This window comes from Methanomassiliicoccales archaeon (genome assembly GCA_035527755.1).
In the GTDB taxonomy this organism is placed as follows: domain Archaea; phylum Thermoplasmatota; class Thermoplasmata; order Methanomassiliicoccales; family UBA472; genus UBA472.
Window position 1 is genome coordinate 1 of sequence record DATKZX010000021.1, and the last position, 12,057, is coordinate 12,057.

15 protein-coding genes are annotated in these 12,057 nt (G+C 56.6%); 10 read left to right on the forward strand and 5 right to left on the reverse strand.

What is annotated here, in order from left to right:
• Positions 1-11 precede the first annotated feature (11 nt).
• Positions 12-581 (reverse strand): hypothetical protein, encoded by a 570-nt coding sequence (locus VMW85_07285; GenBank protein ID HUT27829.1) that lies wholly within the window; start codon positions 579-581, stop codon positions 12-14.
• Between the two features lies 1 nt (position 582).
• Positions 583-1,293, reverse strand: a complete 711-nt coding sequence (locus VMW85_07290; GenBank protein HUT27830.1) for an ATPase domain-containing protein — start codon at positions 1,291-1,293, stop codon at positions 583-585.
• A gap of 35 nt (positions 1,294-1,328) precedes the next feature.
• On the opposite strand from VMW85_07290, the gene hxlA reads away from it, so the two are divergent.
• From hxlA to VMW85_07315, 5 genes are all read left to right on the forward strand, one after another.
• Positions 1,329-2,666, forward strand: coding sequence for a 3-hexulose-6-phosphate synthase (gene hxlA, locus VMW85_07295; GenBank protein ID HUT27831.1), 1,338 nt, complete (start codon positions 1,329-1,331; stop codon positions 2,664-2,666).
• Between the two features lie 206 nt (positions 2,667-2,872).
• Positions 2,873-3,142 (forward strand): hypothetical protein, encoded by a 270-nt coding sequence (locus VMW85_07300; GenBank protein ID HUT27832.1) that lies wholly within the window; start codon positions 2,873-2,875, stop codon positions 3,140-3,142.
• Positions 3,135-4,553, forward strand: coding sequence for an ammonium transporter (locus VMW85_07305; GenBank protein HUT27833.1), 1,419 nt, complete (start codon positions 3,135-3,137; stop codon positions 4,551-4,553). Before VMW85_07300 ends, VMW85_07305 begins: the two co-directional genes overlap by 8 nt.
• Positions 4,550-4,888, forward strand: coding sequence for a P-II family nitrogen regulator (locus tag VMW85_07310; protein ID HUT27834.1), 339 nt, complete (start codon positions 4,550-4,552; stop codon positions 4,886-4,888). The genes VMW85_07305 and VMW85_07310 overlap by 4 nt, the downstream gene beginning before the upstream one ends.
• Positions 4,889-5,003: 115 nt before the next feature.
• Complete coding sequence (locus tag VMW85_07315; protein ID HUT27835.1) at positions 5,004-5,705, forward strand: PHP domain-containing protein; 702 nt, start codon at positions 5,004-5,006, stop codon at positions 5,703-5,705.
• A 33-nt stretch (positions 5,706-5,738) separates the two neighbouring features.
• On the opposite strand, the gene VMW85_07320 is transcribed toward VMW85_07315, so the two are convergent.
• Positions 5,739-6,611 (reverse strand): zinc metalloprotease HtpX, encoded by an 873-nt coding sequence (locus VMW85_07320; protein ID HUT27836.1) that lies wholly within the window; start codon positions 6,609-6,611, stop codon positions 5,739-5,741.
• A 155-nt stretch (positions 6,612-6,766) separates the two neighbouring features.
• Between VMW85_07320 and VMW85_07325 the strand changes: the two genes are divergently transcribed.
• The gene (locus VMW85_07325; protein ID HUT27837.1) at positions 6,767-7,711 is read left to right on the forward strand and encodes a GDP-mannose 4,6-dehydratase; all 945 of its coding nucleotides are present in this window, start codon (positions 6,767-6,769) and stop codon (positions 7,709-7,711) included.
• Here VMW85_07325 and VMW85_07330 read toward each other — a convergent pair.
• On the reverse strand, positions 7,708-8,304 hold the full coding sequence (locus tag VMW85_07330) for a hypothetical protein (GenBank protein ID HUT27838.1): 597 nt from the start codon (positions 8,302-8,304) through the stop codon (positions 7,708-7,710). The genes VMW85_07325 and VMW85_07330 overlap by 4 nt on opposite strands.
• A 115-nt stretch (positions 8,305-8,419) precedes the next feature.
• Here VMW85_07330 and priS point away from each other — a divergent pair, with 115 nt between their 5' ends.
• The gene (gene priS, locus VMW85_07335; GenBank protein HUT27839.1) at positions 8,420-9,622 is read left to right on the forward strand and encodes a DNA primase catalytic subunit PriS; all 1,203 of its coding nucleotides are present in this window, start codon (positions 8,420-8,422) and stop codon (positions 9,620-9,622) included.
• Between the two features lie 46 nt (positions 9,623-9,668).
• Positions 9,669-10,511, forward strand: coding sequence for a hypothetical protein (locus VMW85_07340; GenBank protein HUT27840.1), 843 nt, complete (start codon positions 9,669-9,671; stop codon positions 10,509-10,511).
• Here the strand turns inward: VMW85_07340 and VMW85_07345 are convergent.
• Positions 10,502-11,314, reverse strand: a complete 813-nt coding sequence (locus VMW85_07345) for a radical SAM protein (GenBank protein ID HUT27841.1) — start codon at positions 11,312-11,314, stop codon at positions 10,502-10,504. The genes VMW85_07340 and VMW85_07345 overlap by 10 nt on opposite strands.
• 69 nt (positions 11,315-11,383) lie before the next feature.
• Between VMW85_07345 and rpl18a the strand changes: the two genes are divergently transcribed.
• Positions 11,384-11,626 carry a 50S ribosomal protein L18Ae gene (gene rpl18a, locus VMW85_07350; GenBank protein HUT27842.1) on the forward strand — a complete coding sequence of 81 codons (243 nt, stop codon included), beginning with the start codon at positions 11,384-11,386 and terminating at the stop codon, positions 11,624-11,626.
• Positions 11,626-12,051, forward strand: a complete 426-nt coding sequence (pfdA, locus tag VMW85_07355; GenBank protein ID HUT27843.1) for a prefoldin subunit alpha — start codon at positions 11,626-11,628, stop codon at positions 12,049-12,051. Before rpl18a ends, pfdA begins: the two co-directional genes overlap by 1 nt.
• Positions 12,052-12,057: the final 6 nt, after the last annotated feature.

The window sequence follows — 12,057 nt, forward strand, 5'->3', positions numbered from 1 at the left end:
TGCAATCATTCTCACTTCAATGTCACGATCTGATCGCATACCAAGGTCAGCATCTCACGAACCTCCGGTTTCATCTGCTCCTCCATACTGAGAAGCACCGGATAGGCGCCTTTGCCTTTGGCACTGGCCATGAGCACCTGCATGAACTCGTAGAGTATCCTCACCTCGTTGTGCGCTGCCAGGGAGTTCACCGAGTCCAGTATGACCATGAACTCTTCCCCCTTGCCTTTGCGGAACAGATACTCCATCTTGAGCACGATGTACTCCAGCATGGTGGGGCTTTCTACGAACACCGTCTGCGCCTCGTCCGTTCCCATGCACTCCATGGTGGCGAAGGATATGCAGTCGATGAATCGTATCTTCGCTGTATCGATCTCCAATGACTGCAACGCCGAGATGATCGTTGATGACGGGACCGTTATCGAGATGTATATGCACGATAGTTTCTTTTTGTTGCAGAAACGGTCTATGAGCGTCGTCAGCGTATCAAAGTACGCCTCAACACCGATGTTGAAATCGACAGAGACCGCTGGACCGAGCTCCTGTAATCGGTTTAGTATCTGCGGCGCGACCTCTTCCATGTCACACCCCCCTGAGCATCGGAGTGATGAGCATTCCTTCCGGCGTCAGGTCCATGACGTACTTGGCGCGCGAGTGCGCCGCTCCGGCCATCTTCACTATCTCCAGCACCTGGAAGTTATCTCCGCGCCTGACGGCGTTCCCCAATTTGATGATCCCGTCGGACATCATATGCTCTTGGGAATCGACGCCCTCGCCCTCGATGATCAGAAGAGCGGTGCACTCGGCCTCGAAGAGCGCTTTCGACAATGATAACAGGAACGATCTGGCGACCCATTCCTCCATCTCAACTACGATGGGGTTGGTGGCGTCCAGCACCAGTCGGGTGATCTTACCGGTCTTGATCGCTTCAGCAATATCGGAGACCATGGCGAACGCTTCGGTTTTCGTGATCTTACCGTCGTCCCTCTCCCCGGACCCCATCTCGTCGATGTGCTTCAGGACGACCGCCCCCTTCTCGAATATCTTGGGATCGGCGTAGTCCAGCTTCGGCAGGTAGGTCATCAGTTTATCCGTGCCATGCACGGTGGAGATGTACATGCCTTTCTGACCGTTCATTCCCCCGCGGATAAGGTATTCCAAAGCGAAAAGCGTCTTCCCTGACCCACATGGACCGGTGACGGATATCATCCCGCCAGCAGGGAATCCTCCACCCACTATGCGGTCGATGCACTCCATGCCGGTGCAGCATCTCGTCCCGGGGGATACGGCCATGCGGCCATGATACCCATCTGGGGATATATTAATTGTTGAACGAAAAGGTTAGTTATCCCGGTGGCGATAGACGGGGCATGCAACCGGTACTGCAGGTCGCCTTGGACCTCATGCATCTCAAACGTGCCATCGAGATCGCGCGAGAATCCCTGGAAGGAGGGGCGGACTGGATAGAGGCGGGTACTCCCCTCATCAAGAGCGAGGGAGCGGAATGCCTGCGCGCCCTGAAAAGAGAGTTCCCTGGGAGAACGCTCGTGGCCGACATGAAGACGATGGACGTCGGTGGCTTCGAGGTGGAGATCGCCGCCAAGGCCGGTGCGGACGTGATCACGGTGCTGGGACTGTCGGACGATGGGACCATTTCCGAAGCGGTGCTGGCCGCACGCAAATACGGGGCGGCGGTCATGCTGGACCTGATCAACGTTCCGGATAAGATCGCCAGAGCTAAAATGGCGGAGGAACTGGGGGTTTCGTACGTCTGCCTGCATGTGGGTATCGATGAGCAGATGAAGGGCGAAAAATCCCCCTTTGACATCGTGTCCGGGGTCTCTTCGTCCATAAGCATACCTGTGGCCGTCGCCGGGGGCATTACTTCCGAGACCGCTCCGATCATGATAGAGCATGGCGCGTCGATCATCATAGTCGGCGGGGGCATAATCAAGACCGGGGACGTGAGAGGCGCGGCCAAGGCTGTCAAGGATTCCATGGCCACCGGAAAAGGGATGCCGAACGCCCTGGCCAGGAAATATTCGCAGGAGGATCTCTTCCTGGCTTTCGGGAAGGTATCCACCTCGAACATCGCCGACGCGGCGCATAAGCACGGAGTGATGAATGGAATAGTCCTTCGCAATGGTCATGGCGTGAAGACGGTCGGCCGGGCATTGACGGTTCAGACGGTAAAGGGCGACTGGGCTAAACCGGTGGAGGCCATCGACCGGGCGTCCAAGGGAGATGTGATCGTCATCGACGCGGGGGGCAGCGACATAGCGGTGTGGGGTGAGCTGGCGACCATGAGCGCCAAGATGAGAGGGGTGGCCGGCATCGTCATTGACGGAGCCGTGCGCGATCTGGAGGGAGTGATCGATCTCGGGCTGCCCATGTTCAGCCGACACGTCTCCCCGCATGCCGGGGAACCAAAAGGTTACGGGGGCATCGGTCTGGAGATCGTCTGCGGTGGCCAAATGGTTAGAACGGGCGACTGGATCGTGGGGGACGAAAGCGGCATCGTGGTCATCCCACAGGAGCACGCTGTGGAAGTGGCGAACCGTTCGGTCGACGTCTTTGAGCGCGAGGTGCGCATAAGAGAGGAGATCCGTCGAGGGGGAACCCTTTCTAGCGTTCAGGAACTGGAGAAGTGGGAACAGATCAAGTGACGTTTTCTTAGGGCATGATCCCCCTCCTATTCATTTTTTTTATAAAAATTCCTTAAAGACTCTTCATTTTTAATCTGGCTAATGCGAAAATAATTACTATAGGAATAATATGATTCCAATACTACAAATGTACAGTATTTTCGTAATCATTATTCATTTGATTATTGCAATAACTATTTATTATACATATATCTACACTTTACTCAATGCGCTCGATAAACATCTATTGGGACATTAGGAAACGAGACAAACATCGGGGCTTAGTTCCTCCGCAGCGGAAAAGGAGCGTCGAGATCCGCTTCACCGCCGTGGGATGGATTGCGGCCATCGCCGATGTCTCCCTGTTGGCCCAAGCCCCGGCTGGGGCGTACCCCCTGCTGTCTGATGCTTTATGGCGCATAAGCTCAAGCGAGTTGAAGCTGAAAATGAACTTGAACGATGTTGAATCAAAGATCGGAGGGGAGCTCGATGCGTAGGTACTCTGTGTTCCTGCTGCTATTGCTCGGACTTCTGGTGTTGTTGCCGGCCACTACCATGGCCGCCGATCCCAGTGGTGCCGGGAATCCCATCGATCTCGAAGGGGCTATGAACTCGATCGACTACGTGTGGGTACTGGTCTGCGCCTTCCTGGTGTTCTTCATGCAGGCCGGTTTCGCCATGGTGGAAGTCGGTATGGTCCGCGTTAAGAACGTGGCCAACGTCCTGATGAAGAACTTCATGGACTTCACCATAGGGACCATCGCCTTCCTGATAATAGGCTACTCCCTGCTTATGGGGAGCGATGTCGGAGGAATATTCGGAGATCCATCATCGAACTTCATGCTGTTCGGGGAATCCTATGACGCAGGCAACATGCTGCTGTGGTTCTTCATGCTGGTCTTCGCCGCCACCTCGGTGACCATCGTCTCGGGTGCGATAGCGGAGAGGCCAAAGTTCAAGACATACCTCATATACAGCGCCGTAGTCACCGCTGTGATTTACCCTATCTACGGTCACTGGATATGGGGCGGCGGTTGGTTGGCGGCGTCGGACTTCATGGTGAACCTGGGTGGCGGCTACGGCGCTCTCGACTTCGCCGGTTCAGGCGTGGTGCACGCGCTCGGCGGACTATTGGCCCTGGCCGCTTGTATCGTCATCGGGCCCCGCATTGGCAAGTACACCAAGGAAGGGAAGCCCCTACCGATCCCTGGTCACAACATGACCATGGTGATGCTGGGCGGGTTCATCCTTTGGTTCGGCTGGTTCGGCTTCAACGCCGGCAGCACCCTATCCGGGAACCAGCTGATCATCGCTAAGATATGCGTCACTACGGTCATCGCCGGTGCGGTGGGCGCTGTGACCGCGGTGCTCTTGTCCTGGAAGAGGGCCGGTACGCCCGATCTGGGCCTGGCGGTCAACGGTATGCTAGGCGGCCTGGTCGGCATCACTGCCGGTTGCGCCTGGGTGGAACCGTGGGCAGCGATGGTCATCGGCGCCGTTTCGGGTATCGTCGTCTGTTACGGCGTATGGTTCCTGGAGAAGAAAGGGGTCGACGATGTCGTGGGCGCCATCAGCGTGCACGGCTTCAACGGCCTGTGGGGCCTTATCGCCCTGGGCCTGTTCGCCGACGGTACCTTCGGTGTATACACCGTGGATGGCCCGCTGGTAACTGGCCTGTTATACGGCAACGCCGGTTTCTTCGCCGCGCAGATGATCAACGTGGTCGTCCTTGCCATATACGCTCTCGGTACTGGCTTCGCCCTGTTCTATGGGCTGAAGAAGACCGTGGGCATTCGGGTCAGTCCGGAGGAGGAGCTGCAGGGGCTGGACATCAGCGAGCACAACGTCTCCGCATATCCGGAGATGGTGACCAAGGAAGTAGCTATGACCCAGGAGGCGATCAAATGAAAATGATACAGGCGATCATCCGGCACGAGAAGCTGGGAGACGTCAAGAGCGCCCTCACCGAGATAGGTGTGGTCGGCCTTAACGTAACCGAGATCCAGGGCCGGGGAGTGCAGAAAGGACAGACCCGGCAATGGAGGGGGGCGGTCTACGATGTGGACCTGCTGCCCAAGATCAAGCTGGAAGTGGTGGTCGATGTAGAGATCGCGGATCTCACCGTGGACACCATCCAGAAGTCCGCCTTCACCGGCGACATAGGCGACGGGAAGATCTTCGTCTGGAACGTTGAAGAGGTGGTCCGGGTGCGTACCAATGAGAGGGGCAAGATAGCCATATGAGCTGACGATGAATTGTGATCTCAACTCCGAGGGGAGGAGTGTTTTCTCCCCTCAAACCTTTTTTTATTTTTACGAACAAGTGTTTATATCTTAGAGGGTGGGAATAAAGCGATCGATGCCGTTTCCCCGAATCAACCTCCACACCCATACGCTCTATTCCGACGGCGATTTCACTGTGGAGGAGGTAGTGCGATCGGCCTATGAGGGCGGACTCACGCACGTGGCCATCACCGACCATTTCGAGACCTGCAAGATCATCAACCCCCTGCTGCGCATGGACTTTGACGTCTACTTGCGTAATATCCGGCAAGCGAGAGAGAAATATGCTGGCAAGATCGAAGTGTTGGCTGGAGTGGAGATCGACACCAACCCGGAGAGGTGCGAGCTGTACGACCTGCCATTCGATAAGCTGAACCAGCTGGACCTTCTGCTGTTCGAGTACGTCGAAGATCATTTGCAGGGAGGAATACCGCTGAACGAACTTCACCACCTGGCTGGGAACCTGAACATTCCCTTCGGCCTCTGCCATTGGGACATGGACCGCATCTTCCCTCAAAGAGACCCGGAGTGGTTGGCCGAGAGGTTGGCGGAATTGGGCGCTTTCATCGAAGTGCCGACCTCGCAGCACTACGCCCGCCAAGGGCGCTACCTCTTCGAGCACTCGGAACGCTTCTACAGAGCTTTCGATGGCAAGGTCAAGGTCTCCATTGGCACCGACATGCATCACTCCCTGGGTGAAGTAAACAACATCGTCCGCGGCCTGCGTTTCCTGAGAGACAATCGATTATGCGGGCAGATGCTCTTCAATGACCTATGATCGGTTCAAAAGAAGGGGATTTAAAAGGGGTTTTCAGTACTGGCCCATCTTATTCGCCATCTGTCGCAGGCGCTTGACCCTCTCGGCCATGGGCGGGTGGGTCGCGAAGATGGTCGCCAACCCCTTTGCACTGAACGGATTGACGATCCAAAGGCTGGATGAAGCGGGGTTGCCGAACTTCAGCGGGTTGCGCTTGTTGGCCGTTTCCAACTTCTCCAGCGCGCTTGCCAGGTACAGGGGTTTACCGATGAGCTTGGCGCCCTCGTAATCGGCCTTGTACTCCCGACTGCGGGAGATGGCCAGTTGTACGATCATTGCGGCTATGGGCGCGGTGATCATGACCAGCAGGGCGATGATCAATCCTCCCTCGTTACGGCGGCCTCCACCGAACAGCACCCCATAGAAGGCGAATCGGGAGGCGAAGGATATGGCTCCGGCAATGGTAGCGGCCACGCTCATGACCAGTATGTCCCGGTTCTTCACATGGGCCATCTCGTGCGCCAGGACGCCTAGCAGCTCGTCGTCGTCCAGCATGCGCATTATGCCCTCGGTGGCGCAGACCACGGCGTTCTTCGGGTTCCGTCCAGTGGCGAAGGCGTTAGGTGTTGACGTTGGCACTATGCCTATCTTGGGCATCGGGAGCCCGTTCATTGAGGATATTTGGCGCACCATGCGGAAAAGCCGCGGCGACTCTACTTCGTTGACGATCCTGACCTTGTAGGACCAGAGGACGATCTTGCCGGAGTAGAAATATGATATCAGATTGATCAGACCGGCGAGTACCAGGAACACGACGGTACCCACCACCCAATTGCCGATGAAGAACGAGCCCACCAGCCAACCGACGGCTATGAACAGGCCGAACATGAAGACGAAGAGCCCCATGGTTCTGATGGTAGCACCCATTTTACTTTTCACCTATCGCGAATCATGATGGCGGCCGTATTTAAAATTTGTTGATTGTTCTATAAAAGCGTATCTTAGAAAATCGATAGCCAGCTCATTTATCAACGGTCGCGCAATCATTATTAGTTCAGAGGCTTTCCCCATGGTCGATATACATGAAAACGGTGGTCACTGGTGCGGCGGGGTTCATCGGCAGTACTCTAACCGATCTTCTCCTCAGTGAGGGGCATGAAGTGGTCGCGGTGGACAATTTTGACGATTATTATTCGGGCAAGATGCGCTTCCTCAGCAGGCACCTGGGCAACGACGCCTTCCGCCTGAAGGAGGTGGACATCCTAGACATCGATGCCTTGCGCCAGACCTTCGAGGATGCTGAGGTGGTCTTCCACTTAGCGGCTCAGGCCGGGGTCCGTATCTCCGTGAAGGACCCGCTGAGGTCGCACCACGCAAATACCACTGGCACATTGAACGTCCTCTTGGCCGCCCGGGACGAGGGCGTTCGCCGCGTGGTGAGCTCCTCCTCGTCCTCCGTCTACGGCAACGCCGTTCGCCTACCAGCAGGTGAGGGCGATCCCACCGTCCCGATCTCGCCTTATGCCGCCAGCAAGCTTGCGGCGGAATATTATTGCTCGTTGTTCTATAAATTATATGGCCTGGAGAGCGTCTCTCTGCGCTACTTCACCGTCTATGGACCGAGGCAGCGACCGGACATGGCCATAAGGATATTCACCGATCGGGCGCTGGACGGAAAGCGTCCCCAGATCTTCGGGGACGGAGAGCAGACCCGGGACTTCACCTTCGTCACGGATGTGGTCGATGCCATACGCCGGTGCGCCGACTGCCCCGACCCGAAGGGGGAGCCGTTGAACGTATGCAGTGGCTCCACCATCAGCGTCAACCAGGTTGTGCGGTCGATACTGAAGGCCGTGGGCCGTGAGGACCTCCAACCGGAACACCTCCCCCCGCAGCCAGGCGATGTCGATCATACCTGGGGTGACAATACGAAGGCGAAGAGATTGCTGGGATGGGAGCCAAAAGTGATGATCGACGAGGGCCTGCGCCGGTTCGTCGATTGGTATAAAAATGAGGGAAAGGTCTAGAGCGCCACGTAGACCACGCTGCGGCCCTTCTGCTCCGCCCGGATGACGCCTTTCTCCACCAGCTCCAACAGCCGTTGGGAGAGCTCTTCCTCCTCCATCGGGACAGCTTTGGAAAGCTCATGGAAAGTGCGGCCCTCCTTCAACTGCTCCATCAGGTTCTGGCGGGCGCGCTCGGCCATAAGTTTCTCCTCGGTGGCCTGGACCTCCTCCTGCCTCTCGGCCACGATGGAGTCCACATAGGCGCCGACCTTCTCCTGGACGACGGCCCTGAGCTTGGCCGTGTCCTCCTCCAACAGACCGCTGAGCTCCAGCGGCTCTAGGTTGAAGTCCCTGAGGCGGGAGAGACGTAGGCGATAGCCGACGGAGGGCTGGCCCTCCATGGTGCCCAGCGTGGGTATGTAACGGACCTTCAGCCCCTTCAGGGCCGAATGCAATTCCTCCAGGAGACCGCCCATCTCCCCCTCGTTCAGCACCTCGATCTCGTAGCCAGGGATGCCAGGGACCTTCTTGAACCCCTTACCGACGAAGACCTTGTCGATCTGGCCGGGAGAGCTGCCGTCACTGGAGTATATTACCCTAATATACGCTTTCATGCCAATCGTGGCAAAATATCCTGAGTCGGTAATATAGTTTGGTATTCGCCGTTGCCCTTGGCGTCCTCGATCCGCATTACAACGTATTTATTCTGAATAGAACATGAGGAAGGACGTGAACAGGGAGGTCGAGTTCGCCACCAATTGGTTCCGGGAATACTACCGGAGGTCGCCCCCGCCAGCGCCGATGGGGCTACGGGACCGGGAGTTCGGGTTCATGTTCTTCGACCGGGATTTTGTCCGTAGGCATTTGGGGTTCCTAGAGGAGAACGATCTACGGCGATTCCTGTTGAACCAGGTACCCTCTCACGCCTATTTCTCCTCCGCTCTCTACGAAAGACCGTCCGCCCCCACCATGGACCTCAAGGGGTGGAAGGGCGCGGACCTGATATTCGATCTCGACGCGGACCACATTCGCGGGGCGGAAGGCCTGTCGTACGAGGACATGTTGAAATTAGTGAAGAGAGAGACGGCCTCCCTGCTTGACCGCTACATCTTCGGGGAGCTTGGCTTCGATGAGAGGGACGTGCGAATCAGTTTCTCCGGGGGACGCGGCTACCATGTGCATGTGAGCCATCCCAAACTGCTGAAGTTGGGCTCGCATGAACGCGGGGAGATCATCGACTTCGTCACCGGCACGGACCTGGACCTGGAAACTGTGTTCCCCTCCACCGCCTCGATGAAGAAGGATTTCAAGGAACGGGTCAAGGTGGAGCGGGCGGTCAGTGTGCCAGGGGCGGACCAGGGCGGCTGGCGCCGTTTCGGCCGGGAGGCGCTAGAGAAGGTCGCTAACGAGGTGAAAGTAATGAACCATCAGGGGCTTCGAGAAAGATATCCCCTGCTTAGTAACGTCAGGGATAGCACTCTGGAAGAAATGAAACGCTCGCTGCACTCCCGCCGAGGAGAGTCCACAGGGTTGGAGCTGATCCTGAGGGATGACAGTCTGGAGTATCTTACTTCGGACCGCGTGAAGGAACTGTACATGCAGATGGTACAAGAGAGTCTGAAGGAAAGAGTGGCCGGTCAGATCGACGAACCTGTGACCAGAGATGTAAAGCGCCTCATACGCTTGCCTGGTTCGCTCCATGGCAAGACCGGATTGAGGGTCGTCACCGTCAGCCGGGATCAGCTCGATGATTTCGACCCGCTGCAGAACGCCGTGCCGGACGTGTTCCCGGATACTCTGGTGAAAGTGAGGGCCAAGGACAAGTTGGACATCAGGATAAAGGACTTCCAGATAAAGGGGGAGGGGGAGTTGGAGGTCCCCACATACGCCGCTTTGTTCCTGCTCCTACGTCGTTGGGCCTCCCTGAACTGAGATGGGAACCTTTATTAAGTGACCAGTATATTTTTTCCCGGGCGCCATGAAATTCGATAGCGGAAAATTTGAGGGAGGCTATCGTCTCTCGCACATACATCGAACGAGAAGATTCCTCATCATGGTGCAATCGGCGATCGTACTGGTCTTCGCCGTCTACCTACTGGTGGCGGGTGAGGGACTGAGCATCAAACCGTTCTTCTTCAACGTAAACTCCTTCCTGTTCTTCGTGCTCATCATGCTGCTGGTCATCGTCATAGAAGGGTTCATCTTCACCCTGCTGGAGATGCGCTTCATAAAAAGTGACAGCGCCAAGTTCATCGTGACACAACGAGGTTTCCGCTCTTCGATTGTCTGGATAGTCGTTATGCTGGTCGTTCTGTTGATATTGTGGCAGCCCATGCTGCCTGATGCGGTAGAAAAAAATCTGGGAGAGAGCGGCAGTCTCCTGGCCACCTCGAACACGTCTCCGGTCATGGCCACCATGTTCAACGGCGATGCCTTTGGGCTCACTGAGGTCGTGCACATGCAGTTCGAGTCCGATGGTTTGGCGGAGATCTTCATTATAACGGAAGAGAACTACGATCTGTTCGCGAACAGTGGCAAGGATGTGCTCGGCGGATACCGGATCAATATCGCCGATTATCTAGCCGATATGTCCATATCCCTGGATTTCCCGGATACCGTTCACAGCAGGTTCTACATATTGGCGTACAGTGTGAACGATGTGCCGGTTGAGGTCGATTACACCATTACCAGCAACATATCGTCCGCCATGCAGACATACATCCCATTGATAGCCCTGATGTTCCTGGTCACGCACTTGGTCTGGGTAGCGTACACCTTCATGATAGGCAAACGCTACGTCCAGGACGGCATCTACCGGTGAAGGGCGCAACACCCTTGATGCCAAACACCTTTCCAGCCCCTCTCTTCGACCTCATTGATGATCGTGCTTGAAGGGCAGGCCATCCCGGAAGCGCCAGCCTCCAGAGCGGCCATCTCCACGTCCGAGTAGCCCCGGGGTCGCATGCACCCCAGAATAACTGGTCTACCTGTTCCGGTGGCGGCGCTCACCGCCCTCAACAACCTTTCATCCCAGCCTTCGACCTTCTTCCCCAACAACGATAACAAGATCAGACAGGGGACGTCCTCCGTCCCGGCCGTTCGTATGGCATCGAGCTCGATATCTGGATCTCCCAACCCGAGCAGCACGTGCGGCGCCACCTTTCCCGGCGCGGCCCGGCACAGGGATCGGAATGAATGGATCACGTCCTCTGGCGTTCGGTCGAGGTGCATCCTTTCCCGGAGAACGTTCGGGTCGAGCACAAGATCGAATGAGATCCGGTCCGCGCCCGCCCGGCCCATCTCCTCCGCCTCCACATCGGACAGCAGGCCGGGGTGCATATTGATCTTCAAGTTCGTCGTCCTCTTGATGTGGTGCACAACCGGGAGAAACGGGGCCAGGGGTACCTTCCCGTCCTTGTCGCATCCGCCGCTGAGAAGGAATCCCGCGGCTCCTTGTTCCTGCATACGAACAGCTATCTCGAGCAGCTCCTCTGGCGATCTGGCAGGTAACATTCCCTGGAGGTATCGGCCCTGACAGTGTTCACACATCAGCGCGCACTCCGCCCCCGTGACCGATATCGTGGGGAACGTCCTTCCGGGTCGATAGAAGGCGATGGTCCTCATGACTAGGGGAACGATGAACCACCAAAAGCTTTATTCGGTGAAGCTCGTTCCTCGGCCGAGGCATTTCCGATGAAGGCTTTTCAGGCAATAGGCTCCTATAACGCATGCAGAGGGAGCTACCGCAAGATCATTCAGAACTTCAATATCCAAGTGGCCGCCGTTGACGAGAAGGCGGCCATGGAGAGGGTGTTGTCCGACCTGGGCAGTAAGCACCGCATAAAGCGGGCAAACGTCACCTTCAAAGAGATCAAGGCAATGGCCACCGAGGACGTTACCGACCAGGTGGTAAAGCATCAGCTCGGTGAGAATTGATGAACGAACAAGAGATGCGTCAGGGCATGGCCACCTTGGAGGCTTACAAGTCTCAGTCGGAGGCCATGAACGAACAGGGGCAGCTATTACAGATGTCCTTGGAGGACTACTCCCGAGCTCGCGACACTCTAGATGCCATCTCCAAGGGCAAGGAGGGGGACGAGGTCCTGATGCCGGTGGGCGGCAGCTCCTACGTCTACGCCACCATCGCCCGCAACGACAGCGTCTTGGTAGGTATAGGTACTGGCATATCCATGAACAAGCCCATCTCCGAAGCGATCGCCACCGTCGGCGCCCGCATCGAAGAACTGATGGACGCCCTGAAAAAGGTCGGAGAGAGTCGCACGGTCATCGAGGCCAAGATGCAGCAGCTCTCCCAGATCCTACAGCAAGAATACCAGAAGATGCAGCAAGGCCTGAAGTGATGGGGC

Excerpts from the sequence above, each read along its gene's own strand:
- VMW85_07330 (HUT27838.1), bottom strand. The coding sequence starts at position 8,304 with ATGAAAGCGTATATTAGGGTAATATACTCCAGTGACGGCAGCTCTCCC.
- VMW85_07340 (HUT27840.1), top strand. The coding sequence starts at position 9,669 with ATGAAATTCGATAGCGGAAAATTTGAGGGAGGCTATCGTCTCTCGCAC.
- rpl18a (HUT27842.1), top strand. The coding sequence starts at position 11,384 with ATGAAGGCTTTTCAGGCAATAGGCTCCTATAACGCATGCAGAGGGAGC.
- VMW85_07315 (HUT27835.1), top strand. The coding sequence starts at position 5,004 with ATGCCGTTTCCCCGAATCAACCTCCACACCCATACGCTCTATTCCGAC.
- VMW85_07300 (HUT27832.1), top strand. The coding sequence starts at position 2,873 with ATGCGCTCGATAAACATCTATTGGGACATTAGGAAACGAGACAAACAT.
- VMW85_07320 (HUT27836.1), bottom strand. The coding sequence starts at position 6,611 with ATGGGTGCTACCATCAGAACCATGGGGCTCTTCGTCTTCATGTTCGGC.
- VMW85_07305 (HUT27833.1), top strand. The coding sequence starts at position 3,135 with ATGCGTAGGTACTCTGTGTTCCTGCTGCTATTGCTCGGACTTCTGGTG.
- VMW85_07345 (HUT27841.1), bottom strand. The coding sequence starts at position 11,314 with ATGAGGACCATCGCCTTCTATCGACCCGGAAGGACGTTCCCCACGATA.
- VMW85_07325 (HUT27837.1), top strand. The coding sequence starts at position 6,767 with ATGAAAACGGTGGTCACTGGTGCGGCGGGGTTCATCGGCAGTACTCTA.
- pfdA (HUT27843.1), top strand. The coding sequence starts at position 11,626 with ATGAACGAACAAGAGATGCGTCAGGGCATGGCCACCTTGGAGGCTTAC.
- VMW85_07290 (HUT27830.1), bottom strand. The coding sequence starts at position 1,293 with ATGGCCGTATCCCCCGGGACGAGATGCTGCACCGGCATGGAGTGCATC.
- VMW85_07310 (HUT27834.1), top strand. The coding sequence starts at position 4,550 with ATGAAAATGATACAGGCGATCATCCGGCACGAGAAGCTGGGAGACGTC.
- VMW85_07285 (HUT27829.1), bottom strand. The coding sequence starts at position 581 with ATGGAAGAGGTCGCGCCGCAGATACTAAACCGATTACAGGAGCTCGGT.